At 71.3% G+C, this 26,116-nt stretch carries 23 protein-coding genes; 9 read left to right on the top strand and 14 right to left on the bottom strand.

From position 1 onward, the window contains the following. Positions 1-50 precede the first annotated feature (50 nt). The 4 genes from ACFYXF_RS06970 to ACFYXF_RS06955 all read left to right on the top strand — a co-directional run bounded on the left by ACFYXF_RS06970 (position 51) and on the right by ACFYXF_RS06955 (position 3,012). Entirely contained in the window at positions 51-641 is a 591-nt protein-coding gene (locus tag ACFYXF_RS06970) for a YceI family protein (RefSeq protein WP_389348543.1), read from the top strand. Positions 642-980: 339 nt separating this feature from the next. Continuing rightward, a complete protein-coding gene (locus ACFYXF_RS06965; protein WP_389348542.1) occupies positions 981-1,406 on the top strand; it encodes an STAS domain-containing protein in 426 nt (141 codons plus the stop codon). A 52-nt stretch (positions 1,407-1,458) separates the two neighbouring features. Then, a complete protein-coding gene (locus ACFYXF_RS06960; RefSeq protein ID WP_389348541.1) occupies positions 1,459-2,217 on the top strand; it encodes an ANTAR domain-containing protein in 759 nt (252 codons plus the stop codon). Positions 2,218-2,295: 78 nt separating this feature from the next. Continuing rightward, entirely contained in the window at positions 2,296-3,012 is a 717-nt protein-coding gene (locus ACFYXF_RS06955; RefSeq protein ID WP_389348540.1) for an ANTAR domain-containing protein, read from the top strand. A 28-nt stretch (positions 3,013-3,040) separates the two neighbouring features. On the opposite strand, the gene ACFYXF_RS06950 is transcribed toward ACFYXF_RS06955, so the two are convergent. From ACFYXF_RS06950 to ACFYXF_RS06940, 3 genes are all read right to left on the bottom strand, one after another. Next, positions 3,041-3,877 carry a DUF1206 domain-containing protein gene (locus tag ACFYXF_RS06950; protein ID WP_389348539.1) on the bottom strand — a complete coding sequence of 279 codons (837 nt, stop codon included), beginning with the start codon at positions 3,875-3,877 and terminating at the stop codon, positions 3,041-3,043. Continuing rightward, on the bottom strand, positions 3,874-4,464 hold the full coding sequence (locus ACFYXF_RS06945) for a sigma-70 family RNA polymerase sigma factor (protein WP_389348996.1): 591 nt from the start codon (positions 4,462-4,464) through the stop codon (positions 3,874-3,876). The genes ACFYXF_RS06950 and ACFYXF_RS06945 overlap by 4 nt, the downstream gene beginning before the upstream one ends. Before the next feature lie 428 nt (positions 4,465-4,892). Further along, positions 4,893-5,456: a cysteine hydrolase family protein gene (locus ACFYXF_RS06940; protein ID WP_389348538.1), complete on the bottom strand. Its 564-nt coding sequence runs from the start codon at positions 5,454-5,456 to the stop codon at positions 4,893-4,895. A 239-nt stretch (positions 5,457-5,695) separates the two neighbouring features. On the opposite strand from ACFYXF_RS06940, the gene ACFYXF_RS06935 reads away from it, so the two are divergent. Both ACFYXF_RS06935 and ACFYXF_RS06930 read left to right on the top strand, forming a co-directional pair. After that, entirely contained in the window at positions 5,696-6,508 is an 813-nt protein-coding gene (locus ACFYXF_RS06935) for a BTAD domain-containing putative transcriptional regulator (RefSeq protein WP_389348537.1), read from the top strand. A gap of 34 nt (positions 6,509-6,542) precedes the next feature. Beyond that, the gene (locus tag ACFYXF_RS06930) at positions 6,543-7,169 is read left to right on the top strand and encodes an NADH oxidase (protein ID WP_389348536.1); all 627 of its coding nucleotides are present in this window, start codon (positions 6,543-6,545) and stop codon (positions 7,167-7,169) included. Positions 7,170-7,232: 63 nt separating this feature from the next. On the opposite strand, the gene ACFYXF_RS06925 is transcribed toward ACFYXF_RS06930, so the two are convergent. The 10 genes from ACFYXF_RS06925 to ACFYXF_RS06880 all read right to left on the bottom strand — a co-directional run bounded on the left by ACFYXF_RS06925 (position 7,233) and on the right by ACFYXF_RS06880 (position 21,485). Further along, the gene (locus ACFYXF_RS06925) at positions 7,233-7,841 is read right to left on the bottom strand and encodes a DNA-binding response regulator (RefSeq protein WP_389348535.1); all 609 of its coding nucleotides are present in this window, start codon (positions 7,839-7,841) and stop codon (positions 7,233-7,235) included. Between the two features lie 80 nt (positions 7,842-7,921). Then, a complete protein-coding gene (locus tag ACFYXF_RS06920; protein WP_389348534.1) occupies positions 7,922-9,160 on the bottom strand; it encodes a sensor histidine kinase in 1,239 nt (412 codons plus the stop codon). A 168-nt stretch (positions 9,161-9,328) separates the two neighbouring features. Then, positions 9,329-9,976, bottom strand: coding sequence for a response regulator (locus ACFYXF_RS06915; RefSeq protein ID WP_389348533.1), 648 nt, complete (start codon positions 9,974-9,976; stop codon positions 9,329-9,331). A gap of 2 nt (positions 9,977-9,978) precedes the next feature. Next, positions 9,979-11,166 (bottom strand): sensor histidine kinase, encoded by a 1,188-nt coding sequence (locus ACFYXF_RS06910; RefSeq protein ID WP_389348532.1) that lies wholly within the window; start codon positions 11,164-11,166, stop codon positions 9,979-9,981. 50 nt (positions 11,167-11,216) lie between these two features. After that, entirely contained in the window at positions 11,217-13,409 is a 2,193-nt protein-coding gene (locus ACFYXF_RS06905) for an MMPL family transporter (protein ID WP_389348531.1), read from the bottom strand. Positions 13,410-13,497: 88 nt separating this feature from the next. After that, the gene (locus tag ACFYXF_RS06900) at positions 13,498-14,391 is read right to left on the bottom strand and encodes a kinase (protein ID WP_389348530.1); all 894 of its coding nucleotides are present in this window, start codon (positions 14,389-14,391) and stop codon (positions 13,498-13,500) included. Beyond that, positions 14,388-17,711, bottom strand: coding sequence for an amino acid adenylation domain-containing protein (locus tag ACFYXF_RS06895; RefSeq protein WP_389348529.1), 3,324 nt, complete (start codon positions 17,709-17,711; stop codon positions 14,388-14,390). The genes ACFYXF_RS06900 and ACFYXF_RS06895 overlap by 4 nt, the downstream gene beginning before the upstream one ends. Beyond that, positions 17,708-18,949, bottom strand: a complete 1,242-nt coding sequence (locus ACFYXF_RS06890) for an ATP-grasp domain-containing protein (protein ID WP_389348528.1) — start codon at positions 18,947-18,949, stop codon at positions 17,708-17,710. Before ACFYXF_RS06890 ends, ACFYXF_RS06895 begins: the two co-directional genes overlap by 4 nt. Continuing rightward, on the bottom strand, positions 18,946-20,421 hold the full coding sequence (argH, locus tag ACFYXF_RS06885; RefSeq protein ID WP_389348527.1) for an argininosuccinate lyase: 1,476 nt from the start codon (positions 20,419-20,421) through the stop codon (positions 18,946-18,948). Before argH ends, ACFYXF_RS06890 begins: the two co-directional genes overlap by 4 nt. Continuing rightward, on the bottom strand, positions 20,418-21,485 hold the full coding sequence (locus ACFYXF_RS06880) for a cysteine synthase family protein (RefSeq protein WP_389348526.1): 1,068 nt from the start codon (positions 21,483-21,485) through the stop codon (positions 20,418-20,420). The genes argH and ACFYXF_RS06880 overlap by 4 nt, the downstream gene beginning before the upstream one ends. A 252-nt stretch (positions 21,486-21,737) precedes the next feature. Between ACFYXF_RS06880 and ACFYXF_RS06875 the strand changes: the two genes are divergently transcribed. Further along, positions 21,738-22,448 (top strand): thioesterase II family protein, encoded by a 711-nt coding sequence (locus ACFYXF_RS06875; protein ID WP_389348525.1) that lies wholly within the window; start codon positions 21,738-21,740, stop codon positions 22,446-22,448. Positions 22,449-22,462: 14 nt separating this feature from the next. On the opposite strand, the gene ACFYXF_RS06870 is transcribed toward ACFYXF_RS06875, so the two are convergent. After that, positions 22,463-23,815, bottom strand: a complete 1,353-nt coding sequence (locus ACFYXF_RS06870; RefSeq protein ID WP_389348524.1) for a class II 3-deoxy-7-phosphoheptulonate synthase — start codon at positions 23,813-23,815, stop codon at positions 22,463-22,465. Positions 23,816-23,990: 175 nt separating this feature from the next. Between ACFYXF_RS06870 and ACFYXF_RS06865 the strand changes: the two genes are divergently transcribed. Both ACFYXF_RS06865 and ACFYXF_RS06860 read left to right on the top strand, forming a co-directional pair. Further along, positions 23,991-25,517: an anthranilate synthase component I family protein gene (locus ACFYXF_RS06865; protein WP_389348523.1), complete on the top strand. Its 1,527-nt coding sequence runs from the start codon at positions 23,991-23,993 to the stop codon at positions 25,515-25,517. Continuing rightward, positions 25,514-26,095 (top strand): anthranilate synthase component II, encoded by a 582-nt coding sequence (locus ACFYXF_RS06860; RefSeq protein ID WP_389348522.1) that lies wholly within the window; start codon positions 25,514-25,516, stop codon positions 26,093-26,095. Before ACFYXF_RS06865 ends, ACFYXF_RS06860 begins: the two co-directional genes overlap by 4 nt. The last annotated feature ends 21 nt before the right edge of the window (positions 26,096-26,116 follow it).

The following is a 26,116-nucleotide window of genomic DNA, read 5'->3' as shown; positions in this document are numbered from 1 at the left end:
ACCCTTCGCCCGGCCTCCCTCTCCCGTCGCGGGGCCCACACGCTGAGGCCATGAGCGACGACAACTCCACGGACACCACTGCCACTTCCGTCACTTCCTCCCTCGCCGGGCTGCCCCTCTCCCCCGGCGACTGGGAGCTCGACCCTCTCCACTCGGCCGCCAACTTCACCATCCGCCACCTCGGGATCACCAAGGTGCGCGGCCGTTTCACCGATCTGAAGGCGGCCCTGTACGTCGGCGAGACGGCCGCCGACGTGCGGGTGAGCGCCGAGATCGCCCTGGCCTCCATCGACACCGGCAACCCCGACCGAGACGCGCACACCCGCTCGGCCGAGCTGCTCGACGTGGCGAAGCGCCCGACGATGACGTTCCGCTCGACCCGCGTGTCCGGGGCGGACGAGAACTGGACGATGGAGGGCGACCTGACCATCGGGGAGGTGTCCCGCCCGATCACGTTCGCCGTCGAACTGGGCGGGGTCGCGGTCTTCCCCCTGGACCGGCGCAACCACGCCGGCTTCGAGGCGACGGGCGAGATCCGGCGCGGCGACTACGGCCTGGACTTCGGCACCGGGTTGCTCAGCGACGTGGTCAAGATCCACCTGGACATGCAGTTCGTCGGGCCGGAGGGCCAGGGCGGCTGACGGTCGGTCGCTGTTCGAAGACCCTGTCCACGCCCGGGAATCGGCGGCTTCCGGCCGTCCGTCGGAGCGGGCGGAGGGCTATGCTGCGTGAAGGACGTCCCAGACCTCGGCGACCTGTGGTTGCTTGACACAGATGGCTGTGGGGAGCGGATCTTCCGTCCGTCACCCGGCGCATCCCTGGAGGGAGCTGGACGGGTCCACTGTCCTCTCGTACAGACTGCCGGACCGGCGCTCCTCCGCCTTCTCCGAACGAATGCCCCTGCCGAGAGCGCGCCCGGAGGGCCGGGAAATCCGGCGTCACCGCGTGCGCTGCCGGACAGTCCCGTGAACCGAGGCGTCATGCCCATTCCACAGCTCACCGTCTACCGACATGACCGAAGGGAACGGGCGCTGGTCACCCTGGCCGGTGAGATCGACCTGGAATCGGCGCCGCTGGTGCGCACGGTACTGGCGGAGTGTCTGCACGACGGCATACGCACCATCGACATCGACCTCACCCTCGTCACCTTCTGCGACTGCAGCGGCCTCAACGTCTTCCTGTACGCCGCGCAGCGGACCACGGAGGCGGGCGGAGCCCTGCGACTGCACAACCCGCCGGCGATGCTGGCCCTCGTGCTCGAACTCACCGGCTCCGGGTTCCTGTTGCTCGGCATTCCGTTCGGGCGGTTGCCGCCTCTTCTCGAAGGTGTCCCCGCCCCGGCGGCCCAAACCCCGCCGCCCCGGCCTGTTCCCCTCGCCTCCGCCCTCCCGCGCGAGGTGCGATGACGGCCCGGCCGGAAGGTCTCGCGCACGATGCCCGGACCCGGTGGCCCGGGTGATGCCCGGCAGCCGGTCGGCCAGGATCCAGGTGCTGGCCGCCGGGCAGGCGGCGCTGCGTGGTGCCCGGGTCGGAGTGGTGGACGTGTGCACGGCGGCGGTGGCCGCGCTGCCGGTCCGCGGGGCCGGGGTGTCGGCGATGTCCCGGACCGCGCCGAGCCATCCGCTGTGCAGCACCGACGACATCAGCGAGCAGCTGGAGGAACTCCAGCTCACCCTGGGCGAGGGCCCCTGTGTGGACGCCTTCGCCCACGGTTCCGCCGTCCTCGTGCCCGATCTGCTGGCCGGCGAAGCGCGGGACCGCTGGACCGTGTTCGCCGACGCGGCCCTGGAAGCCGGGGCACGCGCGGTCTTCGCACTCCCCCTGCAGATGGGGGCGATCAGCCCGGGAGTCCTGGACCTGTACGCCGACGTACCGACCGTGCTGGACCCCGGGGAGCTGGCCGACGCACAGGCGTTCGCCGATCTCGCGACGCTGCTCCTGCTCGACGCACGGATCGAGGAGACGAGCGCACCGGTCGGCAGAGCGCCGAAGGACCGGGGCTCCGAGAACCTGGGCGGATACCGGGCGGAGATCGACCAGGCCACCGGCATGCTCACGGTCCAGCTCGGCGTCGGTATCGACGAGGCCTTCGTCCGGCTCCGCGCCCACGCCTACGCGCAGGGACGACGGCTCGCCGACGTGGCCGCGGACGTGGTGGCCCGCCGGCTCCGCTTCTCCCCCGACACCGAACCCCAACAAACCGATGGGGAAACCTGATGCACCTATGCCGGCCGATGAACGCGCTGCGCTTCCAGCCCGCTCCCGGCGGGACTAGTCTCAATCGAGGGTGTCACGATGAATCAGCAGCTCCTGGCCAAGACCTTCGTCGAGCTGGCCGACAACCTGGTCGCCGACTTCGACCTCATCGACTTCCTGCGTCTGCTGACCGACCGCTGCGTGGGCATGCTCGACGCGAGCGCCGCGGGCGTACTGCTCGCCGACCGTGACGGCGAACTGCGCGTCATGGCCGCCTCCGACGAACGGGTGCGCCTGCTGGAGCTCTTCCAGCTCCAGAACGACGAGGGCCCCTGCCTCGAATGCTTCCGCACCGGCGCACCCGTGGCGGTCACCGACCTGACCCGGGAGATCGGCCGCTGGCCGCGCTTCGTCGCCGCGGCCCACCGCAGCGGCTTCGGAGCCGTCCAGGCCCTGCCCATGCGGCTGCGGGACGAGACCGTCGGTGCCCTGAACCTCTTCCACGCCGCCCCCGGCCCCTTCGACCCGGTCGGCACACTGGTCGCCCAGGCCCTGGCCGACGTCGCCACCATCAGCCTGCTCCAGCAGCGCTCCGCGCATCGCAGCACCGTCCTCAACGAACAGTTGCAGAACGCGCTGAACAGCCGTGTGCTGATCGAACAGGCCAAGGGGAAACTCGCCGAACGCCAGGGCATCGACATGGAGCAGGCGTTCACCGCCCTGCGCACCTACGCCCGTGCGCACAACCGCCGGCTGTCCGATGTGGCCCGCGCCTTCATCGACAGCTCCGAACCCCTCCCCGGACTGGCGGTCTGACCCGACGGCCGCGGCGGGCCGGGCCGTTCTACAGACGGCGCCAGCGAGCCGAGGCGAAGGAAAAGACACCGAAGAGGATCAGCCCGACCGCGACGGCGACCAGGAGCCACGGCCCCACCGGTGTCCGCGTGAAGCTGCGGAGCGTGGCGTCCATGCCCTTGGCCTCCTGCGGGTCGAAGCGGACGGCCGCCGCCACGACGAAGATCCCGGCCGCGGCGAACACCGCACCACGTGCCACGCCGCCGCCGACGCCCAGGGCGGTGACCACCTGCTTCGTACGCCGGCTCATGGCGCCGGTGTCCAGCTGCCGCAGGAAGCGCCGCAGGGCCGCCCGGACGGCGAGTACCCCGCCGATGCCGATCAGGAGACAGCCCGCGGCACCCACCAGCACCCGGCCGTAGGGCAGTTCGAGCGCCGACGCCGTCCAGTCCTGCGACTGCTCGTTGCCACTGGAACCCTGGCCGCCGCCGGCCGCGTACACCGCCGTGGCCCAGCAGACGGCGGCGTAGAAGAGCGCCCGTCCGCCGTCGAGCACGCGCGAGGCCGCCTTGCGCCGGGGCCCCCTGCCGAGGACCGCGCGGGAGCCCCGCCACAACGCCATGCAGCCGAACCCGACGACCAGTGCCCACAGCATCGCCTTGCCGAAGGGCTGCTCCGCGATCTGGGCCAGCGCTCCCTGGCGGTCCGCCGACTCGCCGCCGCTGCCGAGGGCGATCCGGACGGCCAGCACACCGATCAGGACGTACACCACGCCTCGCGCGGCGAAGCCCGCCTGTCCGGCGGCGGTCAGGGTCTGTCTCTCGGCGGAACCACTGGTACCGGGCCTGGCGGACCGATGCCGCCCGGGTATCCGGGATGTCGTCACGACGGCCTCCTCAGAGCGTGGGTGTCGGCCGTCACCTGGTCGTGCAGGCGGGCCCGGATACGGGCGATCAGACGGGAGACGTGCGTCTGTGAGACACCGAGCTGCAGGCCGATGCGGGCCTGTGTCATCTCGCAGAAGAACCGCATGTACAGAATCCGCCGGTCACCTTCGGGCAGGGCCCGCAGCAGCGGGCGCAGCGCCTCACGATCGACGGCCAGGACGTCCACGGGCACGGCGGCGAGGCTCTCCCGGAGGTCGTCGCGGAAGTGCCGCTTCACCTCGCCGAGGATCGTCGGGACGGCGAAGTCCGGGAAGGCGGTGCCGCGATCGGGATCGAAGCGGCACACCGCCTTGACCAGACCCGACCGGGCGACCTGCCCGAGGTCCTCGAAGGTCTCGCCGCGATGGCGGAAACGCCGGGCGAGGCGCAGGGCCATCGGCGTCCAGGCGGACACCATCTCCTGCCGCAGCACGGACCTCTCCTGACCGTCCGGCAGCGCGGCGATACGGCGGAACACCGCGACGGTGTCGAGCGCGCCGTCGTATCGGTGCGCGCCTCGTGAACCCTGCGGCCGTACGTCCGGCATCGACATGTCTCTCCCTCATCGGTGGCGTCACCCACCGGGGGAGCCGGCGGACCGCTGGGCGTACCTCCGGTCCGAAGCACGTCGGCCGGGTCCCCGGACAGCCCTCCTTCAAACAGCGCCCGCCACCGCGGTACGAAGACCCGGAACCGAACAGGCCGGCGGCGGATGGCCACTTGCCGTCTGTCCAGGGGGTTCGGCGAGGACTAGCGGGCACAGTGCGGCCCCGGCCCCCGGCAGCGCCGATCACCTCTCGCGCCCCTTCGTCCTCCTCGCCACCGTCATGGGCCTGTCCTGGTGGGAGGACCGCATCCTCCCGACGACACCACCCGAGCCGGCGTCGCCAAAGGGGCCCGACTCCTGAGAGCCCGGCCCCTTTCGACCTGCGTGTCCGTCAGGTCTCCGACGGGGAAGGTCCGGACGGCCTCCCGCTATTGCGGTGCGATGGCTTTGAGCCAGTCCTCGACGGCGAGGACATCTGCCCACTGGGGGAACAGCTTTTCGGTCAGCATCGTGTGCACCTCGGGGTCGGTGTCGAGGCAGGCATCCGCCAGGACGGTGAGGCCGAAGTCCAGGTCGATGGCGTGCCACAGGGTGGACAGCACTACAGCGCTGGTGGCGATGCCGGTGAGAACAAGGCTGTCGATATCGCGAGCTCTGAGTATCAAGTCGAGGTCGCTGCCCGAGAACGCGCTCCCCCGCCTCTTGGTAACCACGACGTCGCCCTGCTGGGGCGCGACGTCGTCATGGATCTCGGTACCAGCGGCACCCTCGGTGAACAGGCCTGCCCGCACGGCGTTCGTCATCACCCTGTTGCGAGGGCTGACTTCCGGATCGCCCGGCCGTAACCCGATCACCACGTAGATCACAGGGATGCCGGCAGCCCGGGCACCGTCGATCGCCCGGCGCAACCGCGGCAGATATCCGGAACCGTCGTCGGCGACGGCCACGATGTCCCGTTGAACGTCCATCACCAGAAGTGCGCTGCTCGCCATGCTTGCCGTCCCTTCTCCGTTGGGAAACACAAGAGCAAGTCTGAGCGTCGCGCCGCAGTGCGCCCATGACCGGTGTCCAACCGGCACCTTCTCGAGTGCCGCAACCGCCGCCACCTGCGCCGTATGAAGATTTCATACCCGTGGGCTCTCAGCCTTCACCCCCTTCTCGTGGCGTCCTCACTGTTGTCCTCCCGACGCCGCGTGCCAGGCTCGCGCCATCCGGAGAGAAGGGAACTGGCATGGCTTATCTGGACATTGGGCTGCTCGGATCGTTCACGGCCTCGGTGGGCGGTGCGTCCATCGTCCCCAGCGCGGCCAAGCAGCGCAGGCTGCTCGCGCTGCTCGCGGTCGGCTGCGGACGCGAGATCAGCATGGCCGTCATCGCCGAGGAGCTGTGGGAGGGGTGCCCTCCGGCCGGCCCGTCGGCCGCCGTGCAGACGTACGTGAAGCAACTGCGGCAGCGGATCGCCACCGCTGTCTCCCGGCTCACTCCGGCTGTCGATCCCAAGGAGGTGCTCAGTCGCGGGCACAGCGGCTACCGGCTCGACATGCCCGAAGTGCGGGTGGACGCCCGGGAGTTCGAGAGTCTCGTACGACAGGGCGAGCAGGCCGTCAACCGTGGCGAGGACGAGCAGGGTGTCCAACTGCTGTCCGAGGGGCTCGCCCTGTGGCGTGGGCAGGCCCTGAGCGACGTACGGATGTCGGGGGTCCTGCGGGCCGAGGCGCTGCGACTGGACGAGGTACGGCTCGCAGCTGTCCAGTCGCGTATCGACGCCGACCTGCGGCTCGGTCGCCATGTGCATCTGGTGAGCGAGTTGACGGCGCTCACCGCCCTGCATCCGCTTCAGGAGCATCTGCACGCTCAGTTCATCGTCGCGCTCCATCGCAGTGGGCGTTCCTCACAGGCGCTGGAGGCGTTCCGGAGGCTGCGTGCGGAGTCCGTGCGGGAGCTGGGGATCGAGCCGTCGCGGCGGCTTCAGGAGCTGCACCGCTGGGTACTGGCCGGTGAACCGCTCCTCGATGCCCGGGTCCGTACCCTGACCGCGTTCTGACCGACGTCAGGTCCCCTCGAAAGGAGGGCAGGCCATGTCACACACTCCTGCTGACGTCGTCACGGTCCGCCTCTGGTCGTTGTCCGAGGACGTGAGCGTCGAACACGACGAAGGGCGCGACCAGGTGGTGATCAGGAGCCGTTGGGGCACGGACCGTCTGGAGCGGCCCGGGCCCGAGGTCCGGGAGGCTTTGCGACGGATGGAGCTGGGGCCCGTGGTCCTCGCCAACGCCGCTGATCAACACGTCGACCTGAACGCGGTGCTGATCCCGGTGCTGGACAAGCTGTCCCATCTGGTGGTGCACACGCTCGGCGTCGGCGACCTCAGGGGCCCGCTGCTGTCGGTGTTCCCGGTGGCACAGGACGCACTCTTCACCCTGGTCCTACTGCCGGACCGGCGGGCCCTGCGGCTGCCCCGCGGGATGGTTCTGACCGTGCTCGACTCCGGGCTCTCGCTGGAGGCCGAGGACAGTCCGCACCGGGTCGTGCTGCACCGGCCCGAGGCCGCGCTCGTCATGGCGATGCTGGCCTGGCCGGTCACTCCGGACAGGGCGAAGGCAGCGCTGCCGCTGCCGCTGCAGATGACGGAGGGCATCATCCGCTATCTGGCAGCGGCAGGAATGGCGTCGCCCGTGGACGACGACGCGTACGACGACGTCTGAACCACCGGCCTCCTGTACCGCCCGTGTCCTTCTCCTTCGGGGACTCCTGACCGGTCCCCTCGATCAGACCAGCCAGCCGGCGTCCCGGGCGATGCGGATCGCGTCGACCCTGTTGCGGGCGTTCAGCTTGGCGACCACCGTCGTGAGGTAGTTGCGCACGGTCCCGGTGGACAGGTGCAGAGCGGAGGCGATCTCCTTGGCCTCCGAGCCCTCCGCGACGAGGCGCAGCACCTCCGTCTCGCGCTCGGTCAGGGGGCTTTGCGCACCGCTCCACGAGGCGAGGGCCAGCTTGGAGTCGATGACCAGATGCCCGGCGACGACCCGTCTGATGGCGTGGGCCAGTTCGGCCGGTGACTCGTCCTTGAGGAGATAACCGTGCACCTTCGCGTTGAGCGCCCGGCGCAGGGTGCCGGGGCGACCGAGGCTGGTGAGCATCAGCGTCTTGCAGCTGGGCAGACGTTCGTGAAGCTGGACGGCGGCGCTCAGGCCGTCCAGGCCCGGCAGGTCGATGTCGATCACCGCGATGTCGGGTCTGACCGCGAGGGCCGCGTCGATGATCTCGTCCCCACGCTCCAGTTCACTGACGACTTCGAGATCTCTCTCCATGTTCAGAAGCGCCACCAGCGCTCCCCGGACCATGTTCATGTCTTCTGCGAGCAATATCCGAATCATCGCAGCGCTCACCCCCCGTTGGCACAGCGGCATACGACTGCCAGGGTATCAACTGGCATACCCAGGTGGGCAGTTCAAGGTCAGGCTGCCGACTTGCTGTCGTCCGCGCGGTACCGGTCCGCGTCGGCGGTGCTGTCCGGATTTCGCTGTTCGGGGGCTTGGGCCACCACCCGGAACGTTCCGTCGTTCTGCTCCACGCCCAGGCTGCCGTCGACCGCGCTCAGTCGCGTCTGCAAGTTGCCGAGGCCGCTTCCGCTGTGCGGGGACGTGTCCCGATAGCCCTTCACCACACCGTCGTTGACGATGGTCAGCCGTACCTGCCCGGCGGTTCCCTCCGCGGCGATCTCGCAGTAGGTCGCGCGGCTGTGGCGCAGTACGTTGGTGACGGCCTCGCGGAGCACCGTCGCGAACACGGTGTCCAGCTCCCGCTCCAGCTGCCCGATGCGCACGCGCGCGGTGACGCGCACGTCGGCGGCGCTGAGCACGGACTGGGCCGAGCCGATCTCGTCCTTGAAGGACATGTCACGGTAACCGCTGGCCACACTGCGCACGTCGGCCAGCGACTGGCGGGACATGGTGAGCACGTCCTCGACCTCGGCCTTGGCCCGGCCGGGATGCGCGGGCAGCAGGCGGTGGATGAGCTCGCCCTTGAGCGTGATCGCCGAGAGGCTGTAACCGAGCAGGTCGTGCAGGTCTCGTGCGAAGCGGAGGCGTTCCTGGGTGACCGCGACGCGGGTGAGTTCACCGCGGGTCTCGTGCAGGACGCGGATCACGTCGGCGAGCCGGGTGAGGCCGAAGATCACGAGGCCGGTCAGCAGGGTGGACTGGACGTAGTAGAACGTCTCCACCACAGGCAGGCCTCGAAGCAGGGGCGGGGCGAGCATCGAGGCGCCCGTCACCCCGTACAGGAGCCAGCCCTGGCGTGGGGGCAGGAGCAGCAGTAAGGAGCCCGCGAGGAAACCCGCCATCGAGCCCCACTGCGCCTTGAAGACGAGAAGGGGAAGGTAGGTCAGAAGTGCCTGGGCGCTCAGAGTGAGGATCTTGCAGCCGGTGGACGCGAGGTGCGCACCGGGTCTGGAGTGCAGTAACTGCAGTCCGAGGATCCCGAGGAGACACACGACCGCCACGGTCACAGGGACGGCCGAGGAGTGTGAGCTCAGGATGTTGAGCAAGGTGATGCTGAAGTAGCACAACAGCGCCGCGAGCAGAACTAGCCGGCCCAGCCGGGGTGCAGGGATGTTGCCACTCCTGGCGAGCAGTTCGTCCGGCTGCCAGGCGTCCTCGGCCGCCTCGTGCGAGCCTGGGCGTCGATACGTCATGTGTGAATCCCCTCTCGCACAGCCCCGTCCCCGTGCGGAGCATAAGCGAGCAGGATGTGGGTCACGTAAGGATTACGGCGCGGCAGGCGGCTGCGTAGCAAGCGCTTGCCCGGCGGACCGGGTCGGCGGAGGACAGCGGCGCCTCGGGGGCGGTGGGGCACCCCGGGTTCAGGAGCGCGCGAGCAGCCCCTGTTCCAGGGCGACGACGACGGCGCGGGTGCGGTCGCTGACGTCGAGTTTCGCGAAGACCCGCAGAAGGTGCGTCTTCACCGTGGCTTCGCCGATGACCAGGCGACGGCCGATCTCGGCGTTGGACAGGCCGTCGGCGACCGCGTCCAGCACATCCCGCTCGCGGGCGGTGAGCACGACCGGCTCGGGGCGGCGCATCCGGGCCACCAGACGCTCCGCGACCTTGGGCGCGAGGACCGTCTCACCGCGCGCGGCCGAGCGGATGGCGTCGGCGAGCTGCTCGCGGGTGGTGTCCTTGAGGAGGTAGCCGACGGCGCCGGCCTCCACGGCTCGTTCGATCTCGACGTCCGTGTCGTACGTGGTGAGGATCAGCACCCGGGTGGCCACCGGCAGGGCGACGATCTCGGTGGTGGCGGCCACGCCGTCGAGCACCGGCATGCGCAGGTCGAGGAGGGCCACGTCGGGAGCGAGCCGCTCGACGAGGTCGACGCCCTCACGGCCGTCGCTCGCTTCACCGACGATCTCCATCGTGGGCTCGTTGGCCAGCAGGGCGATGACTCCGGCGCGCATCACGGCGTGGTCGTCGACCACGACCACGCGGATCCGGCCTTTTGCGGTGTCGGTCATGGTCAGTCCTGACTCTGCGTGGGAAGGCTGGCGAGGACACGGGTGCCGTCCCCGAGGGAGCTGGTGACGGCGAGTTCACCGTCGAGCTCGGCCAGCCGTCGGCGCATGCCGTCGAGGCCGAAACCCTGGGAATCCTCGACGACGAAGCCGCGGCCGTCGTCAGTGATCTCCAGCTCGACTCCGCCCGCGAGTTCGGTGAGGACGACGCCGACGGTGGAGGCGCCCGAGTGTTTGCGCACGTTGGCGAGGGACTCCTGGGTGCAGCGCAGCAGGGCGACGCGGGTGCGCTGGTCCAGGTCCATGTCGGGCAGTTCGGCGGTGACGGTGAGGCCGGTGTCCTGGACGAAGCGGTCCAGGGTTCTGCGCAGGGTGGTGGCCAGCGAGCCGGGTGCGACGCCGCTCTCGGGGGCGGAGCCGACGAGCACCCGGGCCTCGGCCAGGTTCTCGCGCGCGGTCTGCTCGATGGAGGTGAGCTGCTCGACGCAGCGCACGGGGTCGGTGACGGCGGCGGCGCGGGCGGCCTCCGCGAGCACCACGATGGAGGCGAATCCCTGGGCGAGGGTGTCGTGGATCTCCCGGGCGAGCCGTTCGCGCTCCTCGGCCGCGCCCTGCCGCTGATACACGGTCGCCAACTCCTCCTGGGTCAGGGTCAGTTCCGCGGTCAGTTGTTCCTGCCGCTCGTTGCTCTGACCGACGAAGCGGTGCACCCACAGCCCCAGGCCCACACCTGCGGCGTAGGCGACGACGGTGAGCACGACGTTCCCCGTGAGGAACTGGGAGCTCCAGCCCTGGCCGAGCATGCCGCCGGACACGGTGAGGGCCGCGGCGGCCCCGCTGAGCGTGATCGCGTCCCGCGGGGCGCGGGCGAAGAGCCAGAACTGCGGCAGGGACACCATGTAGAAGGCGGCCCCGCCGTCCAGGAGGTAGGCCGTCGCGCCCAGGACGAGGACGAGGACGGCGAGGTAGGTACGGGGACGCAGGACAGGGTTGTCCGGCCGGACGAGAACGACGGTGTGACACAGCGCGATCAGGGCGAGCAGACCGAGCAGCCAGTACCTCCGGGCCGGCGACGCGTCGAACACGGCGAGGGCCGGGGGCAGCAGCCCGAACAGGATCCAGCCTGCCGAGTTCCAGCGACGGATACGGTCCGGGGTGAGCCGGTCACCCGGCTGCTGCTGCCACTGACTCACGCTGATTCACCTCGTTCGTAAGGGAGTTGAGGGCCCGGCGGTCGAGTCGGTCAGCCTACCGATTCCAGCGGGCGGGAGGCCTGTTCGGTGCTGGGGCGGGCACGGCGCACTCCACGGGAGGGCCACCAGTTGGCCTCGCCGAGCAGGAGCATCATGGCCGGCAGAACCAGCATGCGGATGACGAAGGCGTCCAGGAGGACGGCGACCGCGAGGCTGAAGCCGATCTGCTTCATCTCGATCAGGTGCAGGGCCGCGAAGCTGGCGAAGACCGTGACCATGACCGCGGCCGCGCTGGTCACCACGCCCGCCGAGCTGCCGATGCCCTCGATCACGGCCTTGCGGGTCGGGACTCCGCGCAGGGCGGCCTCCCGGATGCGGCTGATCACGAAGACCTGGTAGTCCATCGACAGGCCGAACAGGATCACGAAGAGGAACAGCGGGACACGGGTGCCGATCGACCCGGTGGAGGTGAAGTCGACCAGGCCTTCGGCCCAGGTGTGCTGGAAGACCATGACGAGGATGCCGAGCGAGGCGGCGGCGGAGAGGAGGTTGAGGATGATGCCGACCAGGCCGAGGACCACGGAGCGGAACGCCCAGACGGTCATGGCGAAGGTGACCAGGAGCAGCGCCCCGATGATGAGGGGCAGCTTCTGTTCCTGGTGGGCCGGGTAGTCGGTGTAGCGGGCGACGTCACCGGTCACCGCGTAGTCGGCACCCTTCACCTGGCCGACGGTCTCAGGGAGGTACGTGTCGCGGATGTCCTTGAGCGACGACTGGGCCTCGTCGCTGCTCACGTAGTGCGGGACCTGTAGCTGGAGCATGCTGATCCGCTTGTCGGGCGACACTGTCAGCTGGGAGGTGCCGCTCAGGCGCGGGTCGTCCTTGACGTCGGCGGCGAGTTCACGCAGGGCGGCGGTCACCTCGGGCGAACGGTCGGCGTCGGCGCGGACGACGACCTGGTGCATGGACTTCAGCTCCGGGTAGGCCTCGTTGAGCCGGTCGTAGACCTGCATGGCTTCGATGGAGCGGGAGTGGGTCTCACGGCCCATGTCGGTGAGCTTGATGCCGAGGACCGGGGCGGCGAGGGCGAGCAGCGCGACAACGGTGACGGTGAGCGTGGCGACGGGGTGTTTGGCGACGGGGCGCAGCACCGCCGCGGTCAGGCGGCCGGGGCCGGTGTTGTGCGTCTTGCGCTTCTTCGGCGCGAGCCCGCGGGCCGCCCGGCGCTCGGCGCGCATGCCCAGTTTGGCGAGGAGAGCGGGCAGCACGGTCAGGGAGCTGATGACGGCGACGAGGGTGACCAGGATCGCGCCGGTGGCGATGGACGAGAAGATGACGTCGTCGGCGAGGTAGAGGGTGGCGCTGGAGACGGCGACCGCGAGGCCGGAGACGACAACGGCCCGGCCGGATGTCGCGGCGGCGAGTTCGACGACGGCCTGCGGGCTCAGTTTGCCGCCGGCGCGGGCCCGTTCCTCACGTTCGCGCTTGAGGTAGAAGAGCGTGTAGTCGACGCCGACCGCGAGGCCGATGAGCAGGATGATGTTGGTGCTGATGCCGTTGTCGGGGAAGACGTGCGAGGCCACCATGGTCAGGCCGACGGCCGCGGCGATCGAGGACAGGGCGAGCAACAGCGGTACGAGGGCCATCGCCACGGAGCTGAAGACCAGCAGCAGGGTGATGAGGGTGACCGGCAGGGCGATCATCTCGGTGCGCGCGAGATCGTCACCGCGCAGCTTGTCGACGCCCTTGCTGATGGAAGGCGATCCGGTCTCCTCGACGCGCAGCCCGGGGTTGGCCTTCTGTACGGCCGCGCTCTGCTCGAGCAGTGGGTCGACGTGCTCCTTGCCCTCCAGTTCCGGGCCCTTCATGGTGACGGTGACCCGCACCGCCGTGTTGTCCGCGGCGCGTACCGGGTCGGTGACGGAGAGCACCTCGGGCAGCTTGCGCATCCGGGCGGCGACGTCGGCGGCGGCCGCGTCGGCCGCGGCGATGTCGAGCTTTCCGGTGCCCGGCTTCGCGGTGATCAGGACGTGTTCGACGGGGCGCTGCTGTAACCCGCCCTCCGCGGCGATCGTCTCGCCGCGTCCCGCCTCTCCGATGCGGAAGTCCTCGGTGGTCGCCGCGTTGGTGCCGACGGAGATGCCGATACCGAGGCACAGGACGACGAACACGAACCAGCCGACGATGCCCCGCCAGGGGTGGACGGCGCTCCAACGAGCCATGCGTACGGGAAGATTCTTCATGTCGTCCATGCTCTTCGTCGGGGGTGCGGTGCCGACAGCGGCGACCGGTTGAACTTGGGGTCCACCGACTGGTGGACCCCCGTCCGGTTCAGTGGAAGCTGAGGGTGTGGAAAACCGTCACGTTGCCCTCCAGTTCCTGGCACCGCTGCGCGGCGGCGGCGAGCCGGCTCCCGCTGTCGGGCGCCGTGGTGTCCAGGAGGATCCCGAGCGAGGTGCCGCTGTGGCCGATGACGACACCGAGACCGCCGACCTCCTCGCAGACGCGGATCATCGGCTCCAGCGACCTCTTGTGGCGCAGCACCTGGTTCATCCGGGCGCTTTCGGTGGCCACCCGGCCGACCTCGGCCAGGTCTCCGCGGGCCACGGCGCGCGTGATGCGGTCCAGGAGACCGGCGTACGTCCGCCGGTCGGCCGTGGTGAACGGTTTCGGGATGGCGTTGAAGGCGACCGTGTCGACCGCGCCTCCCTCGTCGATGCCGACGACCGTCATCGGAGGCAGTGAACCGAGTTTCGCGCGCAGCCGCACGCTGCGGTGGTGGAAGGCGACGATCGCCGGGTACAGGACGCCGTCGGTGGGTTCGATGCGGGCCAGGTACGACTCGATACGACGCGGCGGCATGGGTTCGCCGAGGGCGTTGGCGACGGCCCGCGCCGTGGCCACCAGGTCGGCGGACGAACTGGCGAGGCCCTTGCCCTCGGGCAGGGTGCTGTCGATGACCAGCGCCCCGCCGCCGGGTCCTCCGGCGTCCTCCAGGATCATCCCGGCCAGCCGCAGCGCCTTCTTCTTGTGGGCCGGTTCGACGACCACCTCCGCCTGGTCCGCGGCGAGTACGAAGCGTGCCGTGGACCAGCGGGCCACCGGCAGGGTGACCAGGAAGTCTCCGTCCTCCTCGGGCAGCACGCCCTGGAGCAGTTCACCGAAGGTGCCGAAGGCCGTGCTGACCCCGGTGGCCGCCACCTGGCGGTAGTCGGTCGTGGTCACGTGCGACTCCTGTCCTGTACGGGTCCGCTCTGCGCGGGTGTCCGGGTGGTCGCCTCTCGTACGCGGGCCGCGCTGAGGGCCGGCCTGGTACCGATGAAGTAGTGGCCGCCGTCGTCCAGTTCGTGGAGCGTGACGCGCTCGGCGAGGGTCCGCCATGCGCCGACCGCACGGGCCGCGTCCGCGGTCTGCGGGTCGTCCCGGGCGACGACGACGTCCACCGGGGCGGCCAGGCGGCGCGGGTGCGGCTGTTCCTGGAGCCGGATGAGGTGCCGGTGGGAGGTGTCGACGTCGTGCCGGTAGGCGCGGTCGGCGACCTCGGCCCGCTCCGGCTGGTACGCGTCCAGCTCCACGTAGGCGTGGCCGCCGCGCAGCCGGCCCAGCAGGGTACGCCGGTCCACGACCGCGAGCTCGGCCAGTTCGGTTCTCAACGCCTCGGCGTCCGGGAGCAGTTGGGCGCCGAGAAAGACCCGTTCGACGGGTCGGCCCGCCGCCTCCAGGAGCCGGGCGGTCTCCAGGGCGGCCGCGGCGCCGGCGCAGTGGCCCCACAGCAGGACGGGCGTGGTGAGGTGGGCGAGGATCTCGTCCCTGGCGCGGCGGGCCAGCTCGGGCACGTCCAGCAGGGGTTCGTCGGGGGCGGCGAAGTCGTGGCCGGGCGGTTCGGCCCCGTACACGGCGATGCCGTCGCGCTCCAACTCCTGTGCGAGCGCCCGGTAGTTGACGGCGTTCCCGGAGGCGTACGGGAAGCAGACCAGGGTGTGGTGCGGGCTGCGCACCGGAAGCAGCGGATGCAGCAGCCGGTGGCGGTGCGGTCGGCGGGGCCCACCGTCGCGGCGGCGGGTCAGGACGCGGGCCAGGTCGGCGAGGACCGGATGGGCGACCAGGTCGGCGACGGTCAGGCGGCGGCCGAGGTGGGCGATGAGCCGGGCGGCGGCCAGGGAGGTGCCGCCGAGCGCGAAGAAGCTGTCGTCCTTGCCGATGCGTTCCAGGGGGACGCCGAGCACTTCGGCCCAGGCCACGGCGAGGCGCCGCTCGTCGGGTGTGGCCGGGGCGGTGCGGGTGACTCCGCCGTGGCCGAGAGTGCCGGCGAGTCCGGCCAGCGCCGCCTTGTCGACCTTGCCGTTGGCGGTCAGCGGGAGGTGGTCGAGCCGGTGGCAGTAGGTGGGCACCATGTAGTCGGGCAGCCGGGCCGCGAGGAAGTCGCGTGCCCGTGCCGCGGTGTCGGGGGCGGCGGTGTCCGTCTCGTCCGTGGTGAGGAAGGCGACGAGGGTGCGGGTGGCACCGAGGTCGCCGTCGATGACGACCGCCACGTCCCGCACACCCGCCATGGTCGCCAACTGGTGCTCGATCTCTCCGAGTTCGATCCGGTAGCCGCGGATCTTCACCTGTTCGTCGTGGCGGCCCAGGAACTCGAGGCGGCCGTCGGGCAGCCAGCGGCCGAAGTCGCCGCTGCGGTACATGCGGGTGTGGGCGCGGAACGGGTCGGGGACGAAGGCCTGCCGGGTGCGTTCCTCGTCGTTGATGTAGCCGCGGCCCACGCAGACGCCGGAGAAGGCGATCTCGCCGGTCGTGCCGAGGGGGACGAGCTCCAGATTGTGGTCGAGCACATACGTGGTGACGTTCCGCAGGGACCGCCCGAGCGGCACGAAGCCGCGCTCCGGAACGCCGTCCAGGATCTCGTGCATGGTGTCGTCGCACACCTCGGTGGCGCCGTAGGCGTTGACGAGGCGGATGCCGGGGTGGGCGGCGAACCAGCGGCGGACCGCTTCGAGGCCGAGGACCTCGCCGGTGACGGAGAGGGTGTGCAGGGCGCCGAGGTCGCGCGGGTGGCGCTCCAGGTGGCGCAGCAGGACGTCGAGATAGGAGGGCACGGTCTGCGCGACGGTCACGTCGTGGTCGACGAGTTCGCCGAGGAACCCGGAGACGTCGAGCATCACGTCGGTGTCGATGATGCGGGTGGTCGCGCCGGCCAGCAGCGGCGCGGCGAACTGCCACAGTGAGATGTCGAATCCCACGGACGCGGTCTGCGCCACCACCTGCCCGTGACCCGGCGCGAGCCCCATGTCGTCGATCTTCGCGTAGAGGTGGTTGACCAGGCCCGCGTGCTCGCACAGGGCGCCCTTGGGGGTGCCGGTGGAGCCCGACGTGAAGTAGATGTAGGCGGCCTGGGCGGGAGCGGGAGGACTTGGGAGGGAGCGTTCCCGGGAGACGTCACTCATGTGGTCGAGCGTCAGAACGGGGAGCCCGCCCTCGAGTTCGGCGGCTGCCTCGCGGACCAGGGACTCGCAGTGGTGGTCGGTGAGGGCCAGTACGCAGACGGCTTCCTCGAGTTGGACGGCCACGCGTTCCACGGGCAGGTCGCGTGGCATCGGGAGGTACACGGCCCCCGCCTTGAGGACGCCGATGGCGCTCGCGATCCAGTCGAGGGTGCGGTCCATGACGACCGCGACCACGTCTTCGGCGCCCGCTCCCGCCGCGATCAGGGCACGGGCGACATGGTCGGAGCGTTCGTCGAGCTCCCGATAGGTCCAGGTCCGGTCGCCGTGGGCGGCGGCGGGGGCGCCGGGGCGTTCCCGTGCCCGTTGCCGGAACAGGTCCACGAAGGTGAGTCCGGGCGGGTCGTCGCGCGGACCGGCGAGCCCGTAGAGCTGGGTCGCGGTCTCCTGGGGTGACAGCAGGCTCCGGCGGTCGTGACGGGCCGACGGGTCCTCGGCGAGCAGGCGCAGGGCGGCCAGTTGGTATCCGGCGAGGCGTGCGGCGTGGTCGCCGTCGAAGGCTCCGAGGTCGTACGTCACGTGCAGTGCGAGGCCGTCCGGGTCCTGAGCCCACGCGAACCGCACCACGGCGCCCGGACCGTGGCCGGGGGTGCCGGTCGTGAGGCCGGACAGGTCGAGCACGGTGTCGGTCGCGCCGGGCGCCGTCTCCGGCGCGAGGGAGACGGCTTCGGCCAGCTCGGCCCAGGTGGAGGGGTCGACGGTCAGGCGCAGCGCGCGCGGTGCGGACCCCCTCGGCGGCGGCACGTAACCGGAGACGACGCCGCGTTCGGAGGTGAGCGTGGCCAGGACCCGGGCGTGCGCGGTGAGCAGGAGGCCGGGCAGGTCGGTGCCGAGCGCGCGTGCGGTGCGCTCCAGGTCGTCGGCCAGGCCGGGAGGGAGTGTGGTCCGGTGTGTGCCGGCGCCGGGACCGCCCGCGTGCGGGGCGCGCCAGCGGGGGACGGTGGCGGTGAACCCGGCGGTGGAGGGCTCGGGCGGGCGTCCGTCCCCGGGACCCGTGTGCCGGGGACGGTCCTGGTGTGCCCGGCCGGAAAGGCTCGTCGCGGTCATCTGGTCGCGGCCCTCTCTCGTGATGGGTGCGGGGCGGGTACGGGATCCAGGTCGACCTCGATGAGGTCCGCGGCCGCCAGGGCGCGGCGGGCCGCCTTCAGCGGGTCGGGCGCCACGGCCACCACGCAGGCCAGCCGGTCCTGGAACGAGTGGGTGATGCGGATGTCGTGGCCGGGTGCGGTGGTCGCCCGCACGGCCAGGACGCCGGGGGCCGCGGCGGCCTCGGGCAGCCCGCGTACCGCTGTCACGCGGCCCTCGCGGGTCGCCCGGACGAAGCGCACCGCGGCGTGGCCCGCGCCGGGGGCCGGCGCCGCCGCCGGGAGGCCCGCGGCACGGGCCACCACGGCGTCCACCAGGTCCACGCCCAGAGCGGCTCGTACCGCGACCGGGATCATGCCGCCCGCCAGGCGCGGGTTGACCTCGATGACGACCGGGCCGCCGGCGGACCAGCGCAGTTCGGTGTGGGCCGCGCCCCAGCCGAGGCCCAGCGCGGACAGGGCTCGCACGGCCGTCTCGCCCAGGGCGCGGGCCGTGGGCCCGGGGGTGGTGGCAGGGATGTCATGGCCGGTCTCCACGAAGTACGGGACCGGGCCCACGTGTTTGGCGACCACGGTGACGACCCGGCCGTCGAACGTCTCGACCGAGAACTCCGGTCCGGCCACCGCCTCCTCCACCAGGATGCGGGTGTTCGCGCCGTCGTCCAGGAGCCGGTGGGCCCAGTCACTGGTGTCGTCCGCGTTCCGGCACAGGCGTACGCCGACCGAGCCCGAGCCGCTGACCGGCTTGAGCACGACGGGGTATCCGAGGGACTCGGCCGCGGCGACGGCCGCCGCGGCGTCCGCGACGGCCTCGAACCCCGGCACCGGCACCCCGGCCGCGCGGTGCCGCTCCCGCTGCACGTCCTTGGCGCGGCAGGCCGCCACCGCGTCACCGTCGGGACCCGGCAGACCGAGCACCGCGGCGGCGCGGGCCGCTGCCGCGACGTAGTACTCGGAGCTGGAGGTGACTCCCGCGAGGCCGCCGGCCGCGGCCAGGCCGGTCAGGGTACGCAGCACCGCGTCCGGGTCGGTGGTGTCCAGGGTCCGGGTGTCGACGGCGTCCTCGACGGCGTACGGATACCGTCCCGGGTCGCGCGCGAGCAGCACCGGACGCAGGCCCCGGGTGCGGGCGGCGGCGCAGAACTCCCGTCCCGTACCGGTGGTGTTGCTCTCCACGAAGGCCATCCAGGCGCCGCTCATCGGGTGCCTCCCGGCGTGTGCCGCGCCACGATCGCCTGTGCCTCGGCGTCCAGTCGCCGGCGTGCCTCCCGCAGACGGGCGTGGTGGGCGGTGGCCCACTCCGCGTGGTCGTGCAGCCGGCCCCGCAGGGAGTCGACCACCTTGTCGCACTCCCCCGGGCCGCCGCCGCGGTTCAGCTCCGCGACCACCTCGCGCAGTTCGGGGAGCGGCGTTCCCAGGCCCTCGTGCGACAGGTCCGCCGCGTCGAGTTCGGTGGAGCCGGACTCGACCGCCCGGCGTACGGCCGCGCCGACGGCGTGGTGCGCCGCACGGAACGGGACGCCTTGCGCGACCATCCGGTTGGCGACCACGGTGGCTGTCACGAAGCCCTCATGGGCGCGGGCCTCCATCCGCTCGGCGACCGGGCGGGCCCCGGAGACCAGCACCTGGCCGAGCAGGATCGCGTCCCGTACGGCGGCCAGGGCGGGCCAGGCCACCGAGACGGCTTCCGTGCCGACCTCGATGGAGTTGGTGAACGGGGTCGACTTCATCGCCGAGGCCGCCGCCGTCCAGGCGCCGATGGCGATCGCCGCCTTCGCCTTGACGTGTTCGAGCAGGAACGCGTTGCGTTTCTGCGGCATCGCGGAGCTGCCCCCGACGAGCCTTTCGGGAAAGTCGACGAAGCCGAACTCCTGTGTGCTCCACAGCTGGAGATCGGTGGCGAGCCGGCTGAGGGTGACCGCGGCCGACGCGACCACGGCGAGCCCGCGCAGCAGGGTGTCGCGGGCGGCGACCGCGTCGGTCGCGTGCAACGGCGGCGCGGTGAAGCCCAGCAGAACGGCCGTGCGCTCCGGGTTGACCTGTAGGTCGGTACCGGCGACGGCGCCCGCCCCGAGGGGGCAGCGGTCCAGTTCGTCGACCGTGTGCCGCAGTGCCGCGAGGTCCCGGTCCAGAGCGGCGGCGACGCCCGCCAGGTAGTAGCCGTAGGTCACGGGCATCGCTGGCTGGAAGTGGGTGTAGACGGGCATGACGATGTCGGCGTGCGCGCGGCTCCGGGACAGGAGGACACCTTGCAGGCGCATCAGCTGCCCGTGGAGGTCGGACAGTTCGTCGCGCAGTCGCATCGCCGTGACGGTCGCCTTGAGGTCGTTTCGGGAGCGGGCGGTGTGCAGCTTGCCGCCGACGTCGGCCCCCAGTTCGGCGGAGAGGTGGCCCTCGTACATGAGGTAGGCGCCGCGCGGGGCGTCCAGGCCCTCCAGTTCGCGAAAGCCGCTCGCACGCAGTCGCCGTACGGCCTCGATGAGCCGGGCCGCGGCCTCGGCCGGCAGCAGTCCGCTCTCGGCGAGCATCACCACGTGCGCGAGGTCGACGGTGGTGATGGGTTCGAGCTCGCGGCGGATCTCACCGGGGCTCTGTTCGCCGTAGACGATGCGGCGGGTACGGGGGGCGAGGGTGCCGGTGAGGCGGCCGGTGTGCGTGCTCCGGGGGCTCATGACAGGGCTCCTTCGGCCAGCGGGGCGCGCGGGACGGCGCCGGGCACCGCGTCGTAGGAACGCCGTCGCCAGACGAGCCGGGACCAGCGGTCCCCCGCCGCCCCGGGCCCGGTGACCAGGGAGGGCTCGGCCGGACGGTCCACCGCCGTGTGGCCGCCGGCGGCGAGCCAGGCGTCGTCGTAGACCGTGGCCTGGTAGCGGTAGCCCTCGTCGGGGAGCATCACGACACAGGTCCGGTCGGGGTTGCGCGCGGCCCACCAGCGGGCGACCTGGTAGGCGGCGCCGCTGGTGGGGCCCTGGAACAGAGCGTGCCGGGCGTGCAGCGCGCGGGTGCTGGCGTACGCCTCCGCGGCGGACAGCCAGTGCACCTCGTCGAAGACGTCGTGGTCGAGGTTGGCCGGCCACAGGCTGTTGCCGAGGCCGCGCAGCTCCCGCGGGCCGTCCGGCTGGCCGAACAGAACGCTGTGGTGGGTGTCGACGCCGAGCGCGACGGTGTCCGGGGTACGGGCGCGCAGGGCGCGCGTGGTACCGCACATGGAGCCGCCCGAACCGACCGGGCCGACCAGGCAGTCGACCGTGCCGAGAGTGCCCTGCAACTGGTCGGCGACCGTACCGTACGAGCCCGGGTTGTCCGGGTTGCTGTACTGCTCGGGGCAGAAGGTGTCGGGCAGTTCGGCCCGGATCTCCGCGAGGCGGTCGAGCCGGGCCGCCTGGTAGCCGCCGACCGGCGCGGGCTCCCGGCAGATCTCGACGCGGGCACCGAGGTCGGTGAGCCTGCGGTACAGGTTGGCGTCGATGGCCGGGTCGCTGACCAGGATCAGCTTCCGGCGCATCAGGGCGGCCTGCATGGCCAGGGCGAGTCCGAAAGTACCGGAGGTGGTCTCGACGATGACCGTGTCCGGCCCCAACTCGCCCTTCTCCTGAGCGCGTTGCAGGATGTAGTGGGCGGGAAGCAGCTTCATCAGGGTGAAGACGGCACCGTAGAGGTTGGAGTCGATCCGGACGAGGCGCGGCATCATCGTGGCCTCGGTGATCGAGGGGTACGTCGAGGTGGCCGGAGGCATGGTGCTCCTGGGATCGTGGGCGGGCTCGGGGCTCCCGGGGTGAAGGCGGAGACTCTTCGGACGGATATGAGCCTCTTCGGGCGAACACTCCCGTGCGGTTCATGCTGACGCGCCGGCCTGACACGGGACTGACACCGGGGCGGGACCGCCTTGTCAGCGGGGTGTCAGCGCGGCCCGAGACCATCGCCCGGGCACCGGTGGGTGCCGGAGCGACTGACGACCCCTGGGGGCAGGATGCTGTGGACGCAGGTCGTGGAACCGAGGCCCTTCGCCGAGCGGCGCCTGGTGTGCTTCCCGCACGCCGGCGGTTCTCCCTACTTCTTCCGTGGCTGGGGCAAGGCTCTGCACGGGTTCGAGGTGCGTGCGGTGTGCTATCCGGGGCGCGCCGAGCGTTTCGGTGAGCCGTACGCCACCGAACTCGCCCCGATGGCACAGCGGATCGCGGCGGAACTGCTGACCGACGACGACCCCCGCCCGCTCGCCCTGTTCGGCCACAGCATGGGCGCGACCGTGGCCTACGAGGTGGCCAGGGCCCTGGAGGCGGCGGGCCGCACCGTGGACCATCTGTTCGCCTCCGGCGCACGCGCCCCGCAGCTGCACGTGCCGGACGCCGCCGCGGCGACCGCCTGGGACGAGGCCGCGGTCGTCAGGACCCTGCTCGAACTGGGCGGCACCGACCCGGAACTGCTGCGCAACCGGGCGTTCGTGGACCTGGTCCTGCCGTACATCGGTGCCGACTTCCGGATGCTCGCCGGTTACGGGCGTGGCCCCGCCGAGCCGCTCACCTGCCCGGTCACGGCGCTGGTCGGCGCCGACGACCCCCGGGTGACCGGCGATCAGTCGGCAGCCTGGCGGGAGGTCACACGGGGGCGGTTCGAGTTGCGGACCCTGCCCGGAGGGCATTTCTACCTGGAGCAGGATCCACCGTACGAAACGGTGGCCGGGACGCGACACGGCGCGTAGCCCGGCCGGCCCGGTCACTGTTCGCGGTACATCTCCGCCAGCAGGAACGCGAGGTCCAACGACTGCGTGTGGTTCAGGCGCGGGTCGCAAGCCGTCTCGTACCGGTCCGGCAGTTCCTCCACCAGGAGCGCGTTGCCGCCGCCGACGCACTCCGTGACGTCGTCACCGGTCAACTCGACGTGGATGCCGCCCGGGTGGGTGCCCAGGGCGCGGTGGACCTCCACGAAGCCGCGTACCTCGTCGAGCACCGTCTCGAAGCGGCGGGTCTTGTGGCCGCTGGGCGCCGTTGTCGTGTTGCCGTGCATCGGGTCGCTGACCCAGCAGACCTGGGCTCCCTCGGCGCCGACCTTCTCGACGAGGACCGGCAGCACGTCACGTACGCGCTCCGCTCCCGCCCGCACCACGAACGTGAGGCGGCCCGGCTCGCGATGCGGGTCGAGGCGGTCGATCAGTTTCAGCACATCGTCCGGGGCGGCGGACGGGCCGAGCTTGACGGCGATCGGGTTGCTGATGCGGGAGAAGAACTCGACGTGGGCGCCGTCGAGTTGGCGGGTGCGCTCACCGATCCACAGCAGGTGGCCGCTGCCCGCGTAGACCTGGCCGGTCGCCGGGTCGGTGCGGGTGAGCGCCGTCTCGTAGTCCAGGAGCAGCCCTTCGTGGCTGACATAGAACTCGGCGGTGCCGAGCTCCCGGGTGTCGATGCCGCACGCGTGCATGAAGGCCAGGCTGCGGCCTATCTCGTCGGCGAGCGACTCGTACCGCTCACCGGCGCGTGAGCGGGCGACGAACCCCTGGTTCCAGGCGTGCACCTGGCTCAGGCCGGCGAAACCGCCCGTGGTGAGGGAACGGACCAGGTCGAGTGTGCGCGCCGACGCCTCGTACATGGTGCGCAGGCGGGCCGGGTCAGGTCTGCGGGCCCCGGCGGTGAACTCCAGACCGTTGACCGCGTCCCCGCGGTACGACGGCAGGGTCAGATCGCCCTGCCGCTCGATCGGGCTGGAGCGCGGTTTGGCGTACTGGCCCGCCATCCTGCCGACCTTGACGACCGGCAGGGCGGTGGCGTGTGTGAGGACCACGGCCATCTGCAGCAGCGTCTTCAGCTTGCGGCGCACGGAGTCGGGGGTCACCTGCGCGAAGGTCTCGGCGCAGTCGCCTCCCTGCAGCAGGATCGCCTGACCACGGGCCACGGCCGCCATGCGCCCCCGCAGGTCGGCGCACTCGCCGGCGGTGACCAGCGGTGCGTCGGCGGCGAGCCGGTCGGTGACGTCGCGCAACGCGGCGGGGTCGGGCCAGTCGGGTTGCTGAACGGCCGGGAACCTGCGCCGGAGTTCAGCGAATTCTGCGGTCTTCCCTTCCAGGACTTCCATGGCCGAGCCTTCCCTGTGGGTGTCGAATATGCGCCCACTACATATCCGCCTCCGGCACCCGGTCAAGCAATTCGAGAATGGACCGTACCGGCTCCACGGAATTGGTCTGGCTCTGTTCGCAGGGCGGTTGATTGACTCTTCCCGGCATGACACCCAATTCGGTGGGGAGTTCGTCTTGAACGGAACGGGAACCATTGAGGTGCGGATGGCCGCTGCCCGTCTGCCCCGGCATGAACCACTCGCGCTCTACGCCCTGTTGACCGGCGGCCGTCCCTCGGCGGACGTGTTCCTCCTGGAGAATCTGCCGGACCACGGCGAGGAGCGGCGTTCGGCCGTCGTCGGTGTCGGACGGCTCGCCGAGATCCGGGTGTACGACCGGTATCTCGACATCGACGGCGTGCCGGCCGTGGCGGCGGCCCTGGCCCGGGCCGCCGGATCGGCGGGGCTCACCGAGGACGCGTCGCCGGGCCCCGAGCCCGGCGACCCGCACCGGCTGCGCTTCTCGGGCCAGGACATGCTGTGGGCGGCTCTCGACCGGGCCCGGCGCGTCTTCGCGGTGCACGGTGAACTGCCCGAGCGGGGTCACGCGTTCGGATTCCTCTCGTCGTTCGCGTACGAGTCCGCCTGGCACATGGAGACGCTGCCCGGCCGGACCAAGGAGCCGCACGGCCCCGACATCACGCTCTCGCTCTTCCGGGACACCGTGCGGTACGACGCCGCGGGCGGAGCACCACGTCATCTGCGGGCGCACAGCGCGGCGTTCGTGGCCGCCGGACCGGCGGCCGACGTCGCCGCGGCCGCCGCCGAGGCGGCACGGACCGCTGCCGTGGCGGCACCGGAGGCACCCGCACCCCGCTCGGTGCGCGACAGTGTCGGCCGTGACACGTTCCTGGGCTGGGCGGACCGCTGCCTGCGGCACATCGCGGTCGGCGACCTGTACCAGATCCAGATCGGGCACCGGATCGACGTCACCACGGACCTGGAGCCGCTCGACGTCTACCGGCGGCTGCGCGCGCGGAACCCGTCGCCGTACATGTATCTGATGCCCAGAGCGGGCGGCACGCTCATCGGTGCGAGCCCGGAACTGTTCTTCCGGATCGAACCCGACGACCTCACCGGGGACGAGATCGTGATGCGCCCCATCGCGGGCACCGCGCGGCGGGGCCCCGACGACGAGGTCAACCGGCGTCGTATCAAGGAGATGCGGGAGTCCAGCAAGGAACAGGCGGAGCACATCATGCTCGTCGATCTGTGCCGCAACGACATCGGCCGGATCAGCAGGCCCAGCACCCAGCCGGTGGACCGGCTCATGGAGGTGGAGACCTTCTCGCACGTCTTCCACCTGGTGTCGACGGTCTCCGGCCGACTGGAGCCGGACGTGGACGTGTGGCAGGCGGTACGCGCGACGTTCCCCGCCGGAACCATGACCGGGGCGCCCAAGGTGCGCGCCATGGAGATCATCGACGGCCTGGAGGCAGAACGCCGCGGCAGCTACGCGGGCGCGGTGGGTCTGATCGACGTACGGGGCTGGTGCGAACTCGCCCTGTGCATCCGCACGATCGAGTACGACGGCACCGTCTACTCCACGCAGAGCTCGGCCGGCATGGTCGCCGAGTCGGATCCGGTGGCGGAGTGGCAGGAGACCCTGGCGAAGATGGGCGCGGCGTACTGGGCGCTGACCGGAGAGGAACTGCTGCCGTGAAGGTACTGCTGATCGACGCGTACGACAGTTTTGTGCACATCATCGACCAGTACCTGCGCACCCTCGGCGCCGACACCCTGGTCGTCCGCTCCGCGACCCGGACACCCGCCGCTCTCGCGGGGCTCGAACCGGACGCCGTGGTGCTCGGGCCGGGTCCCGGGCATCCGGCCGACTCGGGGCACGTGGAACTGGTGCACGAGTTCGCGGGGCGGGTGCCGCTGCTCGGCGTGTGTCTGGGGCACCAGGCCATCGGGCTCGCGTACGGCGGGCGGATCGAGGTGGCCGAGCGGGTGATGCACGGGCGGACCAGCACCGTGCGGCACGACGGGGCGGGACTGTTCCAGGGGCTGGGTCACACGCTGGAGGCGACCCGGTACCACTCGCTGCTGGTCGCCGAGCCGCTGCCGGAGGAGCTCGTCACCACGGCGGTGGCCGCCGACCACGGCTATGTGATGGGGCTGCGGCACCGGACACTGCCCGTCGAAGGGGTGCAGTTCCACCCGGAGTCCGTGATGACGACGGGCGGGCTGACCATGATGCGCAACTTCCTGGAGCTCCGCGCCTCCCCCGTCAGTTGAGAGCCTGTGTCATATCCCCGG

The organism is Streptomyces sp. NPDC002680 (assembly GCF_042889145.1).
GTDB classification, from domain to species: Bacteria; Actinomycetota; Actinomycetes; order Streptomycetales; family Streptomycetaceae; genus Streptomyces; species Streptomyces adonidis.
This window is presented reverse-complemented; position numbering and strand designations above follow the sequence as displayed.

Coding starts and splice junctions, on each gene's coding strand:
- ACFYXF_RS06970 (WP_389348543.1), top strand. CDS start 51: ATGAGCGACGACAACTCCACGGACACCACTGCCACTTCCGTCACTTCC.
- ACFYXF_RS06965 (WP_389348542.1), top strand. CDS start 981: ATGCCCATTCCACAGCTCACCGTCTACCGACATGACCGAAGGGAACGG.
- ACFYXF_RS06960 (WP_389348541.1), top strand. CDS start 1,459: ATGCCCGGCAGCCGGTCGGCCAGGATCCAGGTGCTGGCCGCCGGGCAG.
- ACFYXF_RS06955 (WP_389348540.1), top strand. CDS start 2,296: ATGAATCAGCAGCTCCTGGCCAAGACCTTCGTCGAGCTGGCCGACAAC.
- ACFYXF_RS06945 (WP_389348996.1), bottom strand. CDS start 4,464: ATGCCGGACGTACGGCCGCAGGGTTCACGAGGCGCGCACCGATACGAC.
- ACFYXF_RS06940 (WP_389348538.1), bottom strand. CDS start 5,456: ATGGCGAGCAGCGCACTTCTGGTGATGGACGTTCAACGGGACATCGTG.
- ACFYXF_RS06935 (WP_389348537.1), top strand. CDS start 5,696: ATGGCTTATCTGGACATTGGGCTGCTCGGATCGTTCACGGCCTCGGTG.
- ACFYXF_RS06930 (WP_389348536.1), top strand. CDS start 6,543: ATGTCACACACTCCTGCTGACGTCGTCACGGTCCGCCTCTGGTCGTTG.
- ACFYXF_RS06925 (WP_389348535.1), bottom strand. CDS start 7,841: ATGATTCGGATATTGCTCGCAGAAGACATGAACATGGTCCGGGGAGCG.
- ACFYXF_RS06920 (WP_389348534.1), bottom strand. CDS start 9,160: ATGACGTATCGACGCCCAGGCTCGCACGAGGCGGCCGAGGACGCCTGG.
- ACFYXF_RS06915 (WP_389348533.1), bottom strand. CDS start 9,976: ATGACCGACACCGCAAAAGGCCGGATCCGCGTGGTCGTGGTCGACGAC.
- ACFYXF_RS06905 (WP_389348531.1), bottom strand. CDS start 13,409: ATGAAGAATCTTCCCGTACGCATGGCTCGTTGGAGCGCCGTCCACCCC.
- ACFYXF_RS06895 (WP_389348529.1), bottom strand. CDS start 17,711: ATGACCGCGACGAGCCTTTCCGGCCGGGCACACCAGGACCGTCCCCGG.
- ACFYXF_RS06890 (WP_389348528.1), bottom strand. CDS start 18,949: ATGAGCGGCGCCTGGATGGCCTTCGTGGAGAGCAACACCACCGGTACG.
- argH (WP_389348527.1), bottom strand. CDS start 20,421: ATGAGCCCCCGGAGCACGCACACCGGCCGCCTCACCGGCACCCTCGCC.
- ACFYXF_RS06880 (WP_389348526.1), bottom strand. CDS start 21,485: ATGCCTCCGGCCACCTCGACGTACCCCTCGATCACCGAGGCCACGATG.
- ACFYXF_RS06870 (WP_389348524.1), bottom strand. CDS start 23,815: ATGGAAGTCCTGGAAGGGAAGACCGCAGAATTCGCTGAACTCCGGCGC.